The organism is Streptomyces sp. NPDC051018, from assembly GCF_044456085.1.
Classification (GTDB): domain Bacteria; phylum Actinomycetota; class Actinomycetes; order Streptomycetales; family Streptomycetaceae; genus Streptomyces.
The window spans coordinates 616,855-634,147 of sequence record NZ_JBITFN010000001.1 but is presented as its reverse complement, the minus strand read 5'-3'; the positions used below and the strand labels follow the sequence as shown (position 1 = coordinate 634,147).

Here is a 17,293-nt window from a genome sequence, read left to right as displayed (position 1 = left end):
AATTCACCGCTCTCCGGACGGACGCTTCTTGACGCGCCGTCTCATCGACTTCCATCTCACCCCTGGCGACCTCATGGCCAGGGCCGCCTTCGCGGCGGGATCCTCCCGCGCGAAGGCGATCAGCAGCCCGATCGCGAACATGGACGGCAGCAGGGCCGACCCTCCGTAGGAGAACAGCGGGAGCGGGACTCCGGCGATCGGCAGCAGACCGAGCACCGCACCGATGTTGACCACGGCCTGGACCGTGATCCAGGTGGTCACACCTCCCGCCGCGTACCTCACGAAGGGGTCCTCCGTGCGTCCGGCCACGCGGATACCCGCATAGCCTAGAGCCGCGAACAGGGCGAGCACCGACAGCGTCCCCGCCAGCCCCAGTTCCTCACCGGCGATGGCGAAGATGAAGTCGGTGTGCGGTTCGGGGAGTTGGCCCCATTTCTCCACACTGGCGCCGAGGCCGGATCCGAACCATCCGCCGGAGGCCAGCGCGTAGATTCCGTGCACGGCCTGCCAGCACTCGCCCTTGGGGCCGAGGTCGATGGCGCCGATGCATTCGAGGCGCGACATCCGGTTGTCGTTCGTCCTGATGAGCATGAACCCGACGAGGATGGCGACGCCGAGTACGCCCGCGAAGAGCCGGGTGGGCGCTCCGGCCAGCCACAGCAGTCCGAAGAGGATCGCGGCGAGGATGATCGCGGTGCCCATGTCACCGCCGAGCATGATCAGCCCGAGGAGCAGAAAGGTGATCGGGACGAGGGGGACGAGCAGGTGCTTCCACTGGGCCAGCAGCCGCTTGTCCTGTTTGCGGGCGAGCAGATCGGCGCCCCAGAGGATGAGGGCGAGCTTGCCGAACTCACTGGGCTGGAGCTGGAACGGGCCGGCGATGGCGAGCCAGTTCTGGTTCCCGTTGACCGAACGCCCTATCCCCGGGATCTGGACCAGCACCATCAGGAAGACGGTGCCCACGAGGAGGGGGTAGGCCAGCGCCCGGTGCAGTTTGACCGGCATCCGGGAGGCGAGGAAGAGCAGGCCCGCGCCGAGGACGGCGGCGAGGAACTGCTTGCGGAAGAAGTACGAGCCCGGGAGCGACAGCTCCAGCGCCTTGATCATCGAGGCGGAGTAGACCATGACCAGCCCGAGCACGGTGATCAGCAGACTGCTGCCGAGGATCAGGTAGTACGCGGTGAGGGGCCGGTCCCAGGCGTTGCGGGCGCGCTCGTAGAGCCGGCGGGCCCCGCGCCCCCGGGGCGGACGGGTCGCGGACGGGGGGCGGGACGCCCGCTGGGCACGGAAGGCGCGCACCGGCCCCCCGGACTGCCTCGGCTGCCTCCCCCGCGGCGAGGGTGTCGCGGAGCCCATGGCGAGCCACCCGCGGGGTCGGTCCGCGGGAGCCGTGGTGTGGTCGGCCGGCATCGGCGCTGTCCCCTCCAGTCGTGCCCGGTGCGCCGCCAGCGCCCCGGAAAACAGTTCCCGGGGCGCACGGCACGGCGCGGAGGTCGGGCCGGTCAGGCGCGCTCGGCGGCGAGGGTGCGGACCGCGTCCGCGAAGGCCTCGCCCCGCTTGTTGTAATTGGCGAACATGTCCATCGAGGCACAGGCCGGGGCCAGCAGGACCGTGTCCCCGGGCCGGGCGAGCTGTGCCGCCTCCCGGACGGCCGCCGACATCGCCCCAGTGTCTGTCCGGTCGAGGTCGACGACCGGGACCTCGGGCGCGTGTCGCGCGAGGGCTTCGGCGATCAGCGCACGGTCCGCCCCGATGAGGACGACACCGCGCAGGCGCTTCGCCGACTTCCGGACGAGTTCGCCGAAGGTCGCGCCCTTGGCCAGCCCGCCCGCGATCCACACGATCGGGTCATAGGCGGCGAGGGACGCCTCGGCCGCGTGGGTGTTGGTGGCCTTGGAGTCGTCGACATAGCCGACGTCCGCCACCTCGGCGACCTTCTCGATGCGGTGGGGGTCGGGCCGGAACGCCCGCAGTCCGTCGCGTACGGCGGCCGGGGGCACCCCGTAGGCACGGGCCAGCGCCGCCGCCGCGAGGGCGTTGGCGATGTTGTGCGGGGCGGGCGGCTCGACGTCGGCGGCCTCGGCCAGCTCCTGCGCCTGCTTGTGCCGGTTCTCGACGAAGGCGCGGTCGACGAGGATGCCGTCGACTACTCCGAGCTGGGAGGGGCCGGGCGCGCCGAGGGTGAAGCCGATGGCCCGGCAGCCCTCCTCGACGTCCGCCGCGCGCACCAGGTCCTCGGTCGCGCCGTCGGCCGCGTTGTAGACGCAGGCGACGGTGTTGCCCTCGTAGATCCGGCCCTTGTCGGCCGTGTACGCCTCCATGGAGCCGTGCCAGTCGATGTGGTCGGGCGCCAGATTGAGCACCGCGGCCGAGTGGGCGCGCAGCGAGGGCGCCCAGTGCAGCTGGTAGCTGGAGAGTTCGACGGCGAGGACGTCGTACTTCTCGGGGCCGGTCACCGCGTCGAGGAGGGACACCCCGATATTGCCGACGGCGGCCGTACGCAGCCCCGCCGCCTCCAGGATCGAGGCCAGCATCCGTACGGTCGTGGTCTTGCCGTTGGTGCCGGTGACGGCGAGCCAGGGCGCGGCGCCGGGTTCCCGCAGCCGCCAGGCGAGTTCGACGTCTCCCCAGATCTCCACGCCCGCCTCGGCGGCGGCCAGGAACAGCGGCTTGTCGGGCCGCCAGCCGGGCGCGGTGACGATGAGTCCGGTGCCCTCGGGCAGGGTCGCGCCGTCGCCGAGGCGCACCGTGATGCCCAGCGCCTCCAGCTCGGCCGCCTGGGCGCGGGCGCGCGCGTCGTCCCCGTCGTTGACGACGGTCACGATCGCGCCGAGTCCGTGCAGCACCTTCGCCGCGGGGATCCCGGAGACCCCGAGACCGGCGACGGTGACCCGCTTGCCCGACAACTCCTCAGCCGTACTCACTTGTCCGCCGCCCACCCCGCGTAGAAGAGACCCAGACCGACGATCACGCACATGCCCTGGATGATCCAGAACCGGACCACCACAAGGACTTCGGACCACCCCTTGAGTTCGAAGTGGTGCTGGAGGGGTGCCATGCGGAAGACCCGCTTGCCCGTCATCTTGAAGGAGCCGACCTGGATGACCACGGACATGGTGATCAGGACGAACAGTCCGCCGAGAAGGGCCAGCAGCAGTTCCGTGCGGGAGCAGATCGCGAGGCCGGCGAGCGCGCCGCCGAGGGCGAGGGAGCCGGTGTCCCCCATGAAGATCTTGGCGGGTGAGGTGTTCCACCACAGGAAGCCGAAGCAGGAGCCCATGAGCGCCGACGCGACCACCGCGAGGTCGAGGGGATCTCGTACCTCGAAACAGGCGGCCGGATTGGTCAGCGACAGCGCGTTGGCGCACGACTCCTGGAACTGCCAGAGCCCGATGAAGGTGTACGCACCGAAGACCATCACCGACGCGCCGGTGGCCAGACCGTCCAGACCGTCCGTCAGGTTCACGCCGTTCGACATGGCGAGGATCATGAACAGCGCCCAGACCACGAACAGCACCGGGCCGATCGCCCAGCCGAAGTCCGTGATGAAGGACAGCTTGGTGGAGGCGGGGGTGTTGCCGCGGCTGTCGGCGAACTGGAGCGAGAGCACCGCGAAGGTGATGCCGACGATCAGCTGGCCCGCCATCTTCGCCTTGGCCCGCAGACCGAGCGACCGCTGCTTGACGATCTTGATGTAGTCGTCGAGGAAGCCGACCAGTCCCATTCCGGCCATCAGGCCGAGCACCAGGAGGCCGGAGAAGGTGGGCGACTCACCCGTGATCACCTTGGCACAGGCGTACGCGATCAGCGTGGCCAGGATGAAGGCGATGCCGCCCATGGTGGGCGTGCCCTTCTTGCTGCCGTGGCTGCGCGGGCCGTCGTCCCGGATGAACTGCCCGTATCCCTTGCGGGCCAGGAGCTTGATCAGCAGCGGAGTGCCGATCAGGGTCAGAAAGAGCCCGATGGCCCCCGCGAAGAGGATCTGCCTCATCGACCGGCACCCTGCCCATCCGTGGGCGCCGCGTTCTCCAGCAGCGCCTGCGCGACCCGCTCGAGACCGACCGATCTGGAAGCCTTCACCAGCACGGCGTCTCCCGGGCGCAACTCACTGCGCAACAGGTCGACCGCCGCCTGCGCGTCGGACACGTGCACCGACTCCTCACCCCACGAACCCTCGTTGTATGCGCCCAGTCGCAACCAGGACGCTTCCCTGCCCCCGACCGCGACCAGCTTGCTCACATTGAGCCGGACGGCGAGCCGTCCGACGGCGTCGTGCTCGGCGAACGCCTCGTCGCCCAGCTCCGCCATCAGGCCGAGCACCGCCCATGTCCGTCCCCCCCGGGCCTGTACGTCCTGTCCCATCGCGGCCAGCGCGCGCAGCGCTGCCCTCATGGACTCGGGGTTCGCGTTGTAGGCGTCGTTGACGATCGTCACGCCGTCCGGACGCTCGGTGACCTCCATGCGCCAGCGGGAGAGGGTACCGGCCTGCGAGAGCCCGAGGGCGATCTCGTCGGCGGACATCCCCAGCTCATGGGCGACGGCGGCCGCGGCGAGCGCGTTCGACACGTGATGCTCACCGTACAGCCGCATGGTCACATCACCGCACCCGGTAGGGGTGTGAAGCGTGAAGGAGGGTTGGCCTTGCCGGGTGAGCCGGACATTCTCGGCACGTACGCCGGCGCTCGCGGCCTCGCCGAAGGTGACGACCCTCGCCCTGGTGCGGGACGCCATGGCGTGGACGAGGGGGTCGTCGGCGTTGAGGACGGCGGTCCCGCCCTCCGCGGCCGGCGGCAGCGCCTCGACGATCTCGCCCTTGGCCTCGGCGATCGCCTCACGGCCGCCGAACTCGCCGATGTGCGCGGTGCCGACGTTGAGGACGAGCCCGACCTTCGGCGGAACGAGCCCGGTGAGGTAGCGGATGTCGCCGATGTACCGGGCGCCCATCTCCAGGACGAGGTGCTCGGTGGACTCGTCGGCGCGCAGCGCGGTCAGCGGCAGGCCGATCTCGTTGTTGAGATTGCCCTCGGGGTAGACCGTCGGGCCCTTGCGGGCCAGGAGCTGGGCGATCAGGTCCTTGGTGCTGGTCTTGCCCGCCGATCCCGTGAGCGCGACGACGGTGGTGCCCAGACGGGCCACGACATGGCGGGCGAGGGCGCCCAGCGCCGCCGTGACATCGTCCACGACGATCGCGGGCACGCCGACGGGCCGGGTGCACAGCACGGCCGCCGCACCGGAGTCGACGGCCCGCTTCGCGTAGTCGTGGCCGTCGACGCGTTCGCCGTCGAAGGCGGTGAAGAGGGCACCGGGCACGGCCTGGCGGGAGTCCATGACGACCGGCCCGGTGACGCGTACGGCCGGATCCGGTATGTCGTGCGGCTGCCCGCCGACGATGTGGGCGATCTCGGCGAGGGAGAGGGTGATCACTGGGTCATCCCCGGGTCTTCTGGTGGAGGGAGGCGCTGATGGCTTCGCGGAGTACCAGGCGGTCGTCGAAGGGCCGTACGACCCCGGCGACGTCCTGGCCCTGTTCATGGCCCTTGCCCGCGACCAGCACGGTGTCACCGGGCTCGGCGCGGGCGACGGCCGCGGCGACGGCGGCCGCCCGGTCGGCCTCGACGAGGACATGGCCGCGTTCGTGCGCCGGGACCTCGGCGGCTCCGGCGAGCATCGCGGCGAGGATCGCGAGCGGGTCCTCCGAGCGGGGGTTGTCGGACGTCAGCACAGCGGTGTCGGCGAGCCTGGCCGCCGCCGCGCCCATGGGGCCCCGTTTGGTGGTGTCGCGGTCGCCTCCGCAGCCGAGCACGATGTGGATCCGGCCCTCGGTGACCTTCCGCAGGGACCGCAGAACCGATTCGACGGCGTCGGTCTTGTGGGCGTAGTCGACGACGGCGAGATAGGGCTGGCCCTCGTCCACCCGCTCCAGCCGGCCCGGGACACCGGGGACGGCCGCGATACCGTCGGCCGCGGTCTCCGGGTCGATCCCGGCGACGGCGAGGGTGACGACCGCGGCGAGGGTGTTGGCGACGTTGAAGGCGCCGGGCAGCGGGGCCCGGGCCCGCAGGCGCTCCCCGCCGGGTCCCACGATCGTGAAGTCGGACCCGAGCGCTCCCAGTTCGACGTCCTCGGCCCGCCAGTCGGCGTCCGGGCTGCCCTCGGTGGAGAAGGTGGTGACCGGTACGGACGCCTCCTTGGCCAGCCTGCGTCCGTACTCGTCGTCGAAGTTGACCACCCCCTGCCTGCTGCGGGCCGGGGTGAACAGCTGCGCCTTGGCCTGGAAGTAGTCCTCCATGCCGGAGTGGAACTCCATGTGCTCGGGGCTGAGGTTGTTGAAGACGGCGACGTCGAAGACACAGCCGTCCACCCGGCCGAGCACCAGGGCGTGGCTGGAGACCTCCATGGCGACCACGTCGACACCGCGCTCGCGCATCACGGCGAAGAGGGCCTGGAGGTCGGTGGCCTCCGGAGTCGTACGTTCCGACTTCAGGCGCTCGTCGCCGACGCGTGTCTCGACCGTACCGATCAGGCCGGTGGAGCGGCCCGCCGCCCGCAGCCCGCCCTCGACGAGATAGGCGGAGGTCGTCTTCCCGGAGGTGCCGGTGATGCCGATCTGGAGGAGGTCCTCGCCGGGGTGTCCGTAGATCCCGGCGGCGAGTGCTCCCATCCGGCCCCGGGGGTCGTCGGTGACCAGGACCGGCAGTCCGGTGGCCCCGGCGCGCCCGGCGCCGGCCGGATCGGTGAGGACGGCCGCCGCGCCCAGGTTCGCCGCCTGGTCCACGAAGTCGGCGCCGTGGACCCGGGCGCCGGGGAGGGCCACGTACAGATCTCCGGGGCGTACGGCGCGGGAGTCGTGGGTGATCCCGGTGACCCGGGTGCCCCCGGCGACCGGTTCCCTCACCCCCAGCCGCTCCGCCAGCTCCCCGAGCGTGGTCGGGTGGGTCCGGTCCGGACGGGGCGCTCCCGGCTGCTTCGGCGGGGCGTCCTCGGGGGTGGTTCGGTGATGATCGGGCTGTGGCACGGCGGTGAGCGTACCGGGCGCGGCGTGCGGGGAGCCAAATGAGCCGTGCGCCGGGCCGTGGTTCCCGGGATCTGGGGTGATCGTTGTCACTGGTCGTTCCTTGGATCATTCGGCGGGGCGGGCGGTGCCCCGGGTCTGCCGGTCCCGCGGGCGGGCCGGTTCTCGGGGCCGGTCATCCTTCCTTCCGGCGCTCCGGTCACCCGGACGGCCGGAAGGTCACGGGCAGTCCGGCGGGCTCCTTGCCCGTCGGCGGCACCTTGAGGGTCTTCAGCGCGAACTCCATGACCTCCTGGTAGATCGGTCCGCAGATCTGGCCGCCGAAGTAGCTGCCCTTGGTCGGATTCTGGATGGCGCAGTAGACGGTGACCCGGGGCTTGTCGGCGGGTGCGAACCCGGCGAAGGAGGCGGTGTAGCCGCGGTAGCGGCCCAGTTCGGGGTCGACGCGGTTGGCCGTGCCGGTCTTGCCCGCGACCCGGTAGCCGGGGATGCGGGCCTTGGTGCCGGTGCCCTCCTCGTCGCCGACGACGGACTCCAGCATCGTGGCCAGCGTCCGGGCGGTGTCCTCGCTGACGACCCGGGTCTTGCCGGGCGCGGCCGCGGCGGTGAACCGCCCGTCGGGTCCCTTGGTGCCGCGGACGAGACTGGGCTCGATCCGGACTCCGCCGTTGGCGATCGTCGAGTAGACGGACGCGGCCTGCATGGCGTTCAGGGACAGGCCCTGGCCGAAGGGGATCGTGTACTGCTGGGAGGTGGACCATTTCCCCGGCGGCGCGAGGATGCCGGGGGTCTCCCCGGGGTAGCCGAGCCCGCTGGGGCTGCCCATGCCGAACTTCCGCAGGTAGGAGTGCAGCACCTCGTTGGCCTGCTTCTGGGTCTTGCCGAGCTGGCCGGTCGCCAGGATGGTGCCGATGTTGCTGGACTTGGCGAGCACCCCGTTGAGGGTGAGGTACCAGGTGGGGTGGTCGACGTCGTCCTTGAAGAGCCGGTCGCCCCGGTGCAGCCGGTTGGGGACGACAACATGGGTGCCGGGCGTGGCGGCCCCCTCCTCCAGTACGGCGGCCATGGACATCACCTTGGCGGTTGAGCCCGGCTCGTACGCGTCCTGGAGCGCGGCGTTGCCCATGGCGGCGGAGTCGGCCCGGCCGGGGTCGTTGGGGTCGAAGCCGGGTGAGTTGGCCATGGCGAGGATCTCGCCGGTCCGGGTGTCCTGCACGATGACGTACCCGCGGTCGGCCTTCGACTTCTTCACCTGTTCGCTGATCGCCCGCTGGGCGGCCCACTGGATGTCCCGGTCGATGGTCAGCTCGATGTCCGAGCCGGGGACGGCGGGGGTCTCACGGGTGCCGTCCGCGGTGGGGACGCGCCGGCCGCCGGACTGGGCGTAGGTGACCTCGCCGTCCTGGCCGGCCAGCTCCTTGTCGAGCATGGACTCGATGCCTCCGCCGCCGCGGCCCTCGGCGTTGACGTAACCCAGTATCCCGGCGGCGAGTTCGCCGTTCGGGTACACCCGCTTGCTGCTGGGCTCCTGGAAGACACCGGCGAGGACATTGGTTCCGGGGCCGCCCTTGGCCTTGTCGGCCGCGGCCTTCTCGGCGAAGACGCCCTTGAGGTCCTTGATCTGGTTCCAGACCTGGGGGGTCTGGCGGCGGGCGAGGACCGTGTAGCGGGACTTGGGGGTCCTGAGCTTCTTCGCGATCTCCTCGGCGCCGGTGCCGAGGATCGGGGCGAGCAGCCCGGCGGCCCGTTCCGGGGCGTCGGGGGTCTTGCTCTCCTCCGGGGTGAACAGCTTCGGGTCGGCCGTGATGTCGTACGCGTCGACGCTGGTGGCCAGCGCGATCCCGGTCCGGTCGGTGATCTCCCCGCGTTCGGCGGCGAGCTTGACGCTGAGGTAGCGGCTCTTCTCGGCCTTGGCCGCGTAGGCGTCGGCGTCCACGGCCTGCACCTGGAGCAGGCGTACGACGAAGGCCAGCATCACCAGGGTCAGGGCGAGGCTGACCAGGCGCAGCCGGGGGCGGGGGCTGCCGAGCCGGAGGGTGCGCGGTGCCGGGCGGGGGCCGCGGGGTGCGGGACGCCCGGGCGGCCGCCGGGCGGGCCCGGGGACCCGGCGGCGCTCGGGCGCGTCACGCGAGGAGCGGCGCGGGGCCTGGTCCTGGGAGGAGCGACGCGGAGGTGGTTCCTGGGAGGGCACTGCGTCACCTGCCGGAGGGCGTCGAGGTCGGCTTCGCGGGCGGGGCCGGCGGGTCGGCCGCCGAGAGGTCGGGGGCCGCGGAGGCTCCGGAGGGCGGGGTGGATTCGGCCGGGGAGGCCTGGGGCGCGGCAGGAGAGTCCGGGGGCGCGGCCGGAGAGGACGACGAGCCGGGCGGCGCCGGGGAACCGGAGGCATCGGTGCCGGAGGCACTGGGTTCCGGGGCGGGTGGCGCGGTCGCCTTGCCGGGGACCCCGCTGACCGTGCCGTCGGGGTCGATGAAGGCGGGCGGGCCGCCGGGCACCATGCCGAGTTCGCGAGCCCGGCGCTCCAGGGCGTCGGGCGCCGACCGGTCGTCCACGTCCCGCTGGAGGGCCTGCTGCTCGTCGGTCAGCTCGGTGGTCTCGCGTTTGAGCTTGCTCAGTTCGAAGGAGCCCTCGTTGAGCGCGGAGTTCAGCACCAGCAGCATGATCAGTCCGCCGCCGAGGAGCGCCACGACCAGGAGGACGAAGGGGGTGCGGGCGGCGGTGCTGGGGCCCGCGGGCATCAGCCGGGCGAGCCTCGCGGCCCTTCCCCGGAGCTGCTTGGCCGCTGTGCTCACCGCGTCCTCCCGGTCCTCGCTCCGGCCGTTTCCCGGGCCGCCGCGCCCGCCGCCGCGGCCCCGGCCGCCGTAGGCCCGGGTGCCACGGGAGCCGTCTCACGCCGGTGCCCGTGCCTCATCGCGCGTCCTCACGGATGCGCTGTGCTCCTCTCAGACGCGCGGGGGCCGCACGCCGGTTCTCCGCGACCTCTTCCTCGGCCGGGAGTTCCGCGCCCCGGGTCAGCAGCTTCAGCCGGGGCTGGTACTCCTCCGGTACGACGGGCAGCCCGGCGGGCGCGGTACTGGCGGCCCCCGCCGCGAACACCTGCTTGACCAGCCGGTCCTCCAGCGAGTGGTAGGACAGCACGGCGATGCGCCCGCCCACGGCGAGTGCTCCGACGGCCCCCGGAATCGCCCGCTCCAGCACGCTCAGCTCGCCGTTCACCTCGATGCGCAGGGCCTGGAAGGTGCGTTTGGCGGGGTTGCCGCCGGTGCGCTTGGCCGCCTGCGGCAGCGCGTCGCGGATCAGCGCGACGAGCCGGGCGCTATTGGTGAACGGTTCCTTCTCCCGCTCCCGTACGACCGCGGAGACAATGCGTTTGGCCTGCTTCTCCTCGCCGTACGTCCGCAGGATCCGCACCAGCTCACCGGGCGGGTAGGTGTTGAGGACCTCGGCCGCCGGCATTCCGGTCGACTGGTCCATCCGCATGTCGAGCGGTGCGTCCTGGGCGTACGCGAAACCGCGCCCGGCCTCGTCGAGCTGCATCGAGGAGACCCCGAGGTCGAACAGGACGCCCTGTACCCGGGGGATCTCCAGCCGTTCCAGGACCGCCGGCAGCTCGTCGTACACGGCGTGGACGAGTGTCGTCCGGTCGCCGAAGGGCGCGAGCCGCTCACCGGAGAGCCGCAGGGCCTCCTTGTCCCGGTCCAGCGCGATCAGGCGCGCGTCGGGGAACCGGGTGAGCAGCGCCTCGCTGTGCCCGCCGAGACCGAGGGTGCAGTCGACGACCACCGATCCGGGGTGTTCCAGGGCGGGGGCCAACAGGTCCAGGCACCGCTGGAGCATCACCGGGACATGTCGGGTATGGCTCAAGGCGCCCTCTCAGGTCCGGCGCGGGGCTGGAGCGACCGGCGAGCAGGGTGGAAGGCCGAGTCGTGCGTATGCCGCACACGCGGGGAGAAATCTTGGAATGTGCAGGAGGTTTCGGTGGACTGCGCGCCACTTTAGTCCACTGCTCTGCCCGGTCAATCAACCGGTCGACGGCGTGGCGTACGGGTCATGGAATCGGACACTTCACCCGAACGGGACCCCATGCATCCCCCCTGTGGGTTACCTCACAACAAGCGTGGTTGATGTTGTTTGTCGCGTCTCACATCGAGCTTCGGGCGGTATGCGCATTAACGTCTTCTGTATGACCACTTCCGCGCACCACCCTGCCGACGCTGCGCGCACAGCCGGTACGGTCACCGATCGTCTCGTCGCAGCGAACAGGCGCTATGCCCACGGCTTCCAGGACCCCGGAATGGACGCGCGCCCGGTTCTGCGGGTGGCGGTCGTCGCCTGCATGGACGCACGGCTCGATCTGCACGACGCGCTCGGCCTGGAACTGGGCGACTGCCACACCATCCGCAACGCGGGCGGTGTGGTCACCGACGACGTGATCCGTTCGCTGACCATCAGCCAGCGGGCGCTGGGCACCCGCAGCGTCATCCTGATCCACCACACGGGCTGTGGTCTGGAGTCCCTGACGGAGGACTTCCGCCATGAGCTGGAGGACGAGGTCGGACAGCGTCCGCCGTGGGCGGTCGAGGCGTTCCGCGATGTCGACCAGGATGTGCGCCAGTCGATGCAGCGGGTGCGCACCTCGCCGTTCCTGTTGCACAAGGGCGATGTGCGGGGCTTTGTGTTCGATGTGAAGCAGGGGCTCCTGCGGGAGATCGACCCGGCCGTCTGAGCCGAACCGACCCGAATCGGCCATCTGAGCCGACCGACCCCGAATCGGCCGTCCGACCCCGAATCGGCCGTCCGACCCCGATCGTCCGCGCGACCCGATCGGCCGCGCGCCCCCAGCCGAATCCGACCGGCCCTCAGACCCGTCCGTCCGGCCCGAACGGACGGAAGGGCGCGCTCCGCCCTGCGGGGATGGGCCGGGCGGCCCTCTCCCGGAGGCCGGACCGGCGGCCCCCTCCCGTGCGGAGGCATCACGATGTGTCGGCATGTAATCGGCAAGTGATCGGTATGTGACGCGGGGAACACCTGGGGATATCGGGCTGAAACCTCCGAAAGACGAAGCGGTTATCCACAGGCAAGTGACACAACGCGGTAACGGCAACAAGAATGCGGGGGTGGCACCATCCGGAACCCCCGGGAATCGGTGCCCGTGTTTCGGGGTGGGCCGGGACCGTTTCGACGTCCCGGCTCGTAGAACGGGGCCGAGGAGGGCCGGGTGACGACCTATGACGATCGAGCAAGCCTCACAGATCTGACCGCCACTGTGGATCGTGTCCGCAGGTCGGTGGAGGATGTGATCGAGGGCAAGCCTGAGGTCGTACGGCTTTCGCTGACCGTGCTGCTCGCCGAGGGACATCTCCTCATCGAGGATGTGCCGGGCGTGGGCAAGACGATGCTGGCCAAGGCGCTGGCGCGATCCATCGACTGTTCGGTGCGGCGCATCCAGTTCACACCGGATCTGCTGCCGTCCGACATCACCGGTGTGTCGATCTACGACCAGCAGCAGCGTGACTTCGAGTTCAAACCGGGCGCGATCTTCGCGCAGATCGTGATCGGCGACGAGATCAACCGCGCGTCGCCCAAGACCCAGTCGGCGCTGCTGGAGTCGATGGAGGAGCGCCAGGTCACCATCGACGGCAGTACGTACGAGCTGCCGAGCCCCTTCATGGTGGTCGCCACCCAGAACCCGGTGGAGATGGAGGGCACCTATCCGCTGCCGGAGGCCCAGCGCGACCGCTTCATGGCGCGAGTGTCCATCGGCTATCCCAGCGCGGACGCCGAGCTTCAGATGCTCGATGTGCACGGCGGTGTCTCCCCGCTCGACGACCTCCAGCCGGTGGCCCACGCGCACGACATCGTGAAGCTGATCGACGCGGTCCGCGGTGTCCATGTCGCCGAGGCCGTGCGGCGTTACGCGGTCGAGCTGGTGGCCGCGACCCGCAGCCACCCGGATCTGAGGCTCGGCGCCTCCCCGCGCGCGACGCTGCATCTGCTGCGCGCCGCCAAGGCGGCCGCCGCGCTGAGCGGACGGGACTACGCCCTGCCGGACGACGTGCAGTCCCTGGTGGTGCAGGTACTGGCGCACCGGCTGCTGCCCACCGCGCAGGCACAGCTGAACCGCCGTACCGCGGAGCAGGTCGTGCTGGAGATCCTTCAGCGCACCCCGGTCCCCACCGCCGAGGGCAAGGAGACCCCGTTCGTCACGGGCCGCCCGTCCCAGGCGCTCTACGGCTCCTCGCCCGGCGCCCGGCGGCTGTGATGCCGGCCGGGGGATCCGCCGTCGCGGAGGGCAAGGACCCGGGGGGTGGCATGCGGGCCGCTCTCGGCGGGCTGACCACGCGCGGCCGGTCGTTCGTCGCCGCCGGGGTGGCGGCCGCGGTGTGCGCGTATGTCCTCGGGCAGAGCGATCTGCTGCGGGTCGGGCTGCTGCTCGCCGTGCTGCCGCTGATCTGCGTGGCCGTGCTGTACCGCACCCGCTACCGGGTCGCGGGCAGCAGACGGCTGTCGCCCTCCCGGGTACCGGTCGGATCCGAGGCCCGGGTGCATCTGCGGATGGACAATGTCTCGCGACTGCCCACCGGACTGCTGATGCTCCAGGACCACGTCCCGTACGTGCTGGGGCCCCGGCCCCGGTTCGTCCTGGACCGGGTGGAGGCGGGCGGCCGGCGCGAGGTGTCCTACCGGGTCCGCTCGGACCTGCGCGGGCGCTATCCGCTCGGACCGCTCCAGCTGCGGCTGAACGACCCGTTCGGAATGTGTGAACTGACCCGCTCCTTCAGCGCGTTCGACACCCTCACGGTCATCCCCCGCACCGAGTCGCTGCCGTATGTGCGGCTGGTGGGCGAGGCCCAGGGGCACGGGGACGGGCAGCAGCGCTCCCTGGCGCTCGCCGGGGACGACGACATCATCCCCCGGAGCTATCGCTACGGCGACGATCTGCGCCGGGTGCACTGGCGCTCCACCGCGCGGTACGGCGAGCTGATGGTGCGCCGCGAGGAGCAGCCGCAGCGGGCCAGATGCACGGTACTGCTCGACACCAGGGGCATCGCCTATCAGGGCGTGGGCCCCGACGCGGCCTTCGAGTGGGCCGTCTCGGGCGCCGCGTCCGTCCTGGTCCACATGCTGGAGCGGGGCTACTCGGTGCGGCTGCTGACGGACACCGGGAGTTCGCTGCCCGGGGAGGGCGCCGACGGCTTCACCGGTGGAGCCCAGGAGTCGGCCGACTCCGCGGGGCTGATGATGGACACCCTCGCGGTCGTCGACCACTCCGACGGTGAAGGTCTCTCCTCGGCCTACGACGTACTGCGCGGCGGCGGCGAAGGACTGCTGGTCGCCTTCTTCGGGGATCTCGACGATGAGCAGACCACCCTCGTGGCGCGTATGCGCCAGCGCGGCGGCGCGGCCGTCGCCTTCGTCCTGGACAGCGAGACCTGGGTGACGGGCGGGGCGGTGGCCGGTGAGGTCGAGGACCGGCTCGTGCGGCTGCGTGAGGCCGGCTGGACCGCGCTCGCCGTATCACCGGGTTCGTCGCTGCGCGCGCTGTGGGAGCAGGCGGGGGCACAGCCCGGTGACTCCGCGGGAATCCGATTGAACGGCGACACCGGGGGTTGGTCATGAGCGGTCGCGCACGGCTGACGATCTGCGCGTACGCCGCCACGCTGATGGCGGCGGGCGCGATGCTGCCCCTGCTCGACTCGCCCGGCTGGCTGATCCAGGCGGCGGTCCTGCTGGCGGCCCAGTGCGGTGCGGGCGCGCTCGCCCGGCGCGTTCCGCTGCCCCGGCCGCTGACGGTGGCCGTGCAGGCGTTCACCGGGCTGGTGCTGCTGACCCTGGCCTTCGCCCGGGACCACGCGATCCTCGGGGTGCTGCCGGGGCCGCAGACGCTGGCCCGCTTCGGTGAGATGCTGGCGACCGGCGGCCAGGACATCGAGCGTTACGCGATACCCGCGCCCGCCTCGGACGGCATCCGGCTGATGGTGATCGGCGGAGTGCTGGCCATCGGCCTTCTGGTTGACACCCTGGCGGTGACGTTCCGCAGCGCCGCTCCGGCGGGTCTTCCGCTGCTCGCGCTGTACTCGGTGGCGGCCGGGCTCGCGGGCGGTGCGGCGAGTGCGCTGTGGTTCGTGCTTGCGGCGTCCGGCTATCTGCTGCTCCTGCTGGCGGAGGGCCGCGACCGGCTCTCGGCGTGGGGGCGGGTGTTCGGCGGCGGCCCCGGGGCCACGGCGCGCGGCGCCCGGGCCTTCGAACCGTCGGGCCGTATGCCGAGGGCCCCCGTGCGCAGCGGCCGCCGTATCGGCGTGCTCGCGCTGGGGGTGGCGCTCGCGGTTCCCGCCGCGCTCCCCGCGCTGGACGGCGGGCTGCTCGACGGCACGGCCGCCGGGAAGGGCTCCGGCTCGGGCGGCGGCGACACGATCTCCGCCGTGAATCCGCTGGTCTCCCTCCAGGACAGCCTGAAGCAGCCGCAGGACCGGGAGGTCCTGCGCTACCGCACGGGCGCCCAGGACACCCAGGACCTGTATCTGCGGATCGTGTCGCTCGACCAGTTCGACGGGACGGCGTGGAAGACCTCGGAGCGCAAGGTCAGGGATGTTCCCGACCGGCTGCCGCAGCCGGCGGGCCTGAGCCCTTCGGTCGCCACCGACGAGATCACGACGAACATCACCGCCGCCGGCTCCTACCGCCAGAACTGGCTGCCCCTCCCCTATCCGGCGACGGAGGTGAGGATCGGCGGCCGGTGGCGCTACGAACCGGAGGGCCGCAACCTCGTCGGGGACCAGGGCCAGACCACCCGGGGGGCCGAGTACACCGTCAGCAGCCTGATGGTGAAGCCGACGGCGGAGCAGCTGGCCGGGGCCCCCGCCCCGCCCGCGGACATCGTGCGCGAGTACACCGAGGTGCCCGATTCGCTGCCCGACACGGTGGAGGAGACCGCGCGGAGGGTGACCGCGGGCACGAAGAACCAGTACGAGGCCGCGGTGCGGCTCCAGGACTGGTTCACGACCGACGGCGGCTTCGCCTACGACGTCAACGTGGACTCCGGTACGGGGGCCGCGGCGATCACCCGTTTCCTCCAGCGCAAGGAGGGCTTCTGCGTCCACTTCTCCTTCTCCATGGCCGCGATGGCCCGGACGCTGGGGATCCCGGCGCGGGTCGCCGTGGGCTTCACCCCGGGGACCGCCCAGGCGAACGGCATCATGTCGGTGGGCATCCGGGACGCCCACGCCTGGCCCGAGCTGTACTTCGAGGGTGTGGGCTGGACCCGGTTCGAGCCCACGCCCAGCCGGGGAAGCACACCCGAGTACACGCGCGAGGACTCGCCCGCCGGCGCGCCGTCCGACCCGGAGGTGCCGGAGGCGACCGCCTCCGACGAGCCGTCCGCGACCCCCTCGGCCTCGGACAGCTGCCCGCCGGACCTGAGGCGCCGCGGTGAGTGCTCGAACGCGGCCCCGGTGGAGGAGGACACGCCCACCGACTCGGGGGCGTCCGGCGGGAACATTCTGCTGATCGCACTGGGTGTGCCCGTGGCGCTGGCGCTGCCCCTGCTGCCGATGCTGTGGCGGATACGGGTACGGGCCCGGCGGCTGGGTTCCGGGGGACGCGGCCCCGCCGAGGTCACGGCCCGCACCCTGGCCACATGGCTGGAGGTCTCCGACACGGCCTGGGACCACGGCATCCCGCCCGACGAGTCACTGACCGCTCGCAAGGCGGCGGCCCGGATCGTCCGGCTGGGGCGTCTGGAGGGCGAGGCCGCCGATTCGGTGCACCGGGTCGCGAGCGCCGTCGAGCAGGTGCTTTACGCGCCCGAGCCACGACCCGCGACCGGTCTGGTGGACGACGCCGAGCGGATCAGGGCCGGTCTGCGCGCGGGGGTGAGCCGCTGGACGCGTCTGCGGGCACACCTGCTGCCGCGTTCGGCCGTACGGGTGATCTGGGCGGCCTCCGCCCGCTGGACGGCCTTCACGGACCGCTGGAGTGCCCGGTTCCGGGCCTGGGGCCCCTCCCGCCGGCCCGGCTGGGCCCGGCTGCGGCCCCCGTCGAAACAGCGGGGCTGACCCACCGTGGCCGGTGGACGGGCCGAAGGGCCTCGTCCACCGGCCACGGCACCCGCCGAACGTCTCCCGGTCCTCGGCGGTGCGGGCCCGTGACGTGCCCCGGCCGCCGTCCCGGCCCTCCGCCGTGCCGGCCTGCCCGGCTCCGCCGTCGCACAGGGGAAGGGCGGTACGGGGACCGGTGAGGGCGCCCGCGCTGCTACCGACGCCTGTGCTGGCGCAGTCGCCGCAC

At 71.9% G+C, this 17,293-nt stretch carries 12 protein-coding genes; 4 read left to right on the top strand and 8 right to left on the bottom strand.

The genetic code is table 11. The features are described 5' to 3' along the window. Positions 1-3 precede the first annotated feature (3 nt). The 8 genes from ftsW to rsmH all read right to left on the bottom strand — a co-directional run bounded on the left by ftsW (position 4) and on the right by rsmH (position 10,873). Positions 4-1,356 carry a putative lipid II flippase FtsW gene (gene ftsW, locus ACIBCM_RS02535; RefSeq protein ID WP_399239290.1) on the bottom strand — a complete coding sequence of 451 codons (1,353 nt, stop codon included), beginning with the start codon at positions 1,354-1,356 and terminating at the stop codon, positions 4-6. A 146-nt stretch (positions 1,357-1,502) separates the two neighbouring features. Beyond that, positions 1,503-2,924 carry a UDP-N-acetylmuramoyl-L-alanine--D-glutamate ligase gene (gene murD / locus ACIBCM_RS02530; RefSeq protein ID WP_399239288.1) on the bottom strand — a complete coding sequence of 474 codons (1,422 nt, stop codon included), beginning with the start codon at positions 2,922-2,924 and terminating at the stop codon, positions 1,503-1,505. After that, a complete protein-coding gene (mraY, locus tag ACIBCM_RS02525) occupies positions 2,921-3,991 on the bottom strand; it encodes a phospho-N-acetylmuramoyl-pentapeptide-transferase (protein WP_399239286.1) in 1,071 nt (356 codons plus the stop codon). Before mraY ends, murD begins: the two co-directional genes overlap by 4 nt. Continuing rightward, positions 3,988-5,424 (bottom strand): UDP-N-acetylmuramoyl-tripeptide--D-alanyl-D-alanine ligase, encoded by a 1,437-nt coding sequence (murF, locus tag ACIBCM_RS02520; RefSeq protein WP_399239284.1) that lies wholly within the window; start codon positions 5,422-5,424, stop codon positions 3,988-3,990. Before murF ends, mraY begins: the two co-directional genes overlap by 4 nt. 4 nt (positions 5,425-5,428) lie before the next feature. Next, a complete protein-coding gene (locus ACIBCM_RS02515; protein ID WP_399239282.1) occupies positions 5,429-7,105 on the bottom strand; it encodes a UDP-N-acetylmuramoyl-L-alanyl-D-glutamate--2,6-diaminopimelate ligase in 1,677 nt (558 codons plus the stop codon). Positions 7,106-7,211: 106 nt separating this feature from the next. After that, positions 7,212-9,203 carry a peptidoglycan D,D-transpeptidase FtsI family protein gene (locus ACIBCM_RS02510; protein ID WP_399239281.1) on the bottom strand — a complete coding sequence of 664 codons (1,992 nt, stop codon included), beginning with the start codon at positions 9,201-9,203 and terminating at the stop codon, positions 7,212-7,214. Positions 9,204-9,207: 4 nt separating this feature from the next. Next, entirely contained in the window at positions 9,208-9,801 is a 594-nt protein-coding gene (locus ACIBCM_RS02505) for a septum formation initiator family protein (RefSeq protein WP_399239279.1), read from the bottom strand. A gap of 115 nt (positions 9,802-9,916) precedes the next feature. Continuing rightward, complete coding sequence (gene rsmH, locus ACIBCM_RS02500; RefSeq protein ID WP_399239277.1) at positions 9,917-10,873, bottom strand: 16S rRNA (cytosine(1402)-N(4))-methyltransferase RsmH; 957 nt, start codon at positions 10,871-10,873, stop codon at positions 9,917-9,919. A gap of 319 nt (positions 10,874-11,192) precedes the next feature. Between rsmH and ACIBCM_RS02495 the strand changes: the two genes are divergently transcribed. The 4 genes from ACIBCM_RS02495 (at position 11,193) to ACIBCM_RS02480 (ending at position 17,064) form a co-directional block, all read left to right on the top strand. After that, a complete protein-coding gene (locus tag ACIBCM_RS02495; protein WP_399239275.1) occupies positions 11,193-11,735 on the top strand; it encodes a beta-class carbonic anhydrase in 543 nt (180 codons plus the stop codon). Positions 11,736-12,227: 492 nt separating this feature from the next. Then, positions 12,228-13,271, top strand: a complete 1,044-nt coding sequence (locus ACIBCM_RS02490; protein ID WP_399239273.1) for an AAA family ATPase — start codon at positions 12,228-12,230, stop codon at positions 13,269-13,271. After that, the gene (locus tag ACIBCM_RS02485; protein WP_399239271.1) at positions 13,271-14,629 is read left to right on the top strand and encodes a DUF58 domain-containing protein; all 1,359 of its coding nucleotides are present in this window, start codon (positions 13,271-13,273) and stop codon (positions 14,627-14,629) included. The genes ACIBCM_RS02490 and ACIBCM_RS02485 overlap by 1 nt, the downstream gene beginning before the upstream one ends. Beyond that, positions 14,626-17,064: a DUF3488 and DUF4129 domain-containing transglutaminase family protein gene (locus ACIBCM_RS02480; RefSeq protein WP_399239269.1), complete on the top strand. Its 2,439-nt coding sequence runs from the start codon at positions 14,626-14,628 to the stop codon at positions 17,062-17,064. The genes ACIBCM_RS02485 and ACIBCM_RS02480 overlap by 4 nt, the downstream gene beginning before the upstream one ends. Positions 17,065-17,293 lie beyond the last annotated feature (229 nt).

Bases quoted from the DNA above. Each gene is read 5' to 3' on its own strand.
- ACIBCM_RS02480 (WP_399239269.1), top strand. From the start codon at position 14,626: ATGAGCGGTCGCGCACGGCTGACGATCTGCGCGTACGCCGCCACGCTG.
- mraY (WP_399239286.1), bottom strand. From the start codon at position 3,991: ATGAGGCAGATCCTCTTCGCGGGGGCCATCGGGCTCTTTCTGACCCTG.
- ACIBCM_RS02485 (WP_399239271.1), top strand. From the start codon at position 13,271: ATGCCGGCCGGGGGATCCGCCGTCGCGGAGGGCAAGGACCCGGGGGGT.
- ftsW (WP_399239290.1), bottom strand. From the start codon at position 1,356: ATGGGCTCCGCGACACCCTCGCCGCGGGGGAGGCAGCCGAGGCAGTCC.
- ACIBCM_RS02495 (WP_399239275.1), top strand. From the start codon at position 11,193: ATGACCACTTCCGCGCACCACCCTGCCGACGCTGCGCGCACAGCCGGT.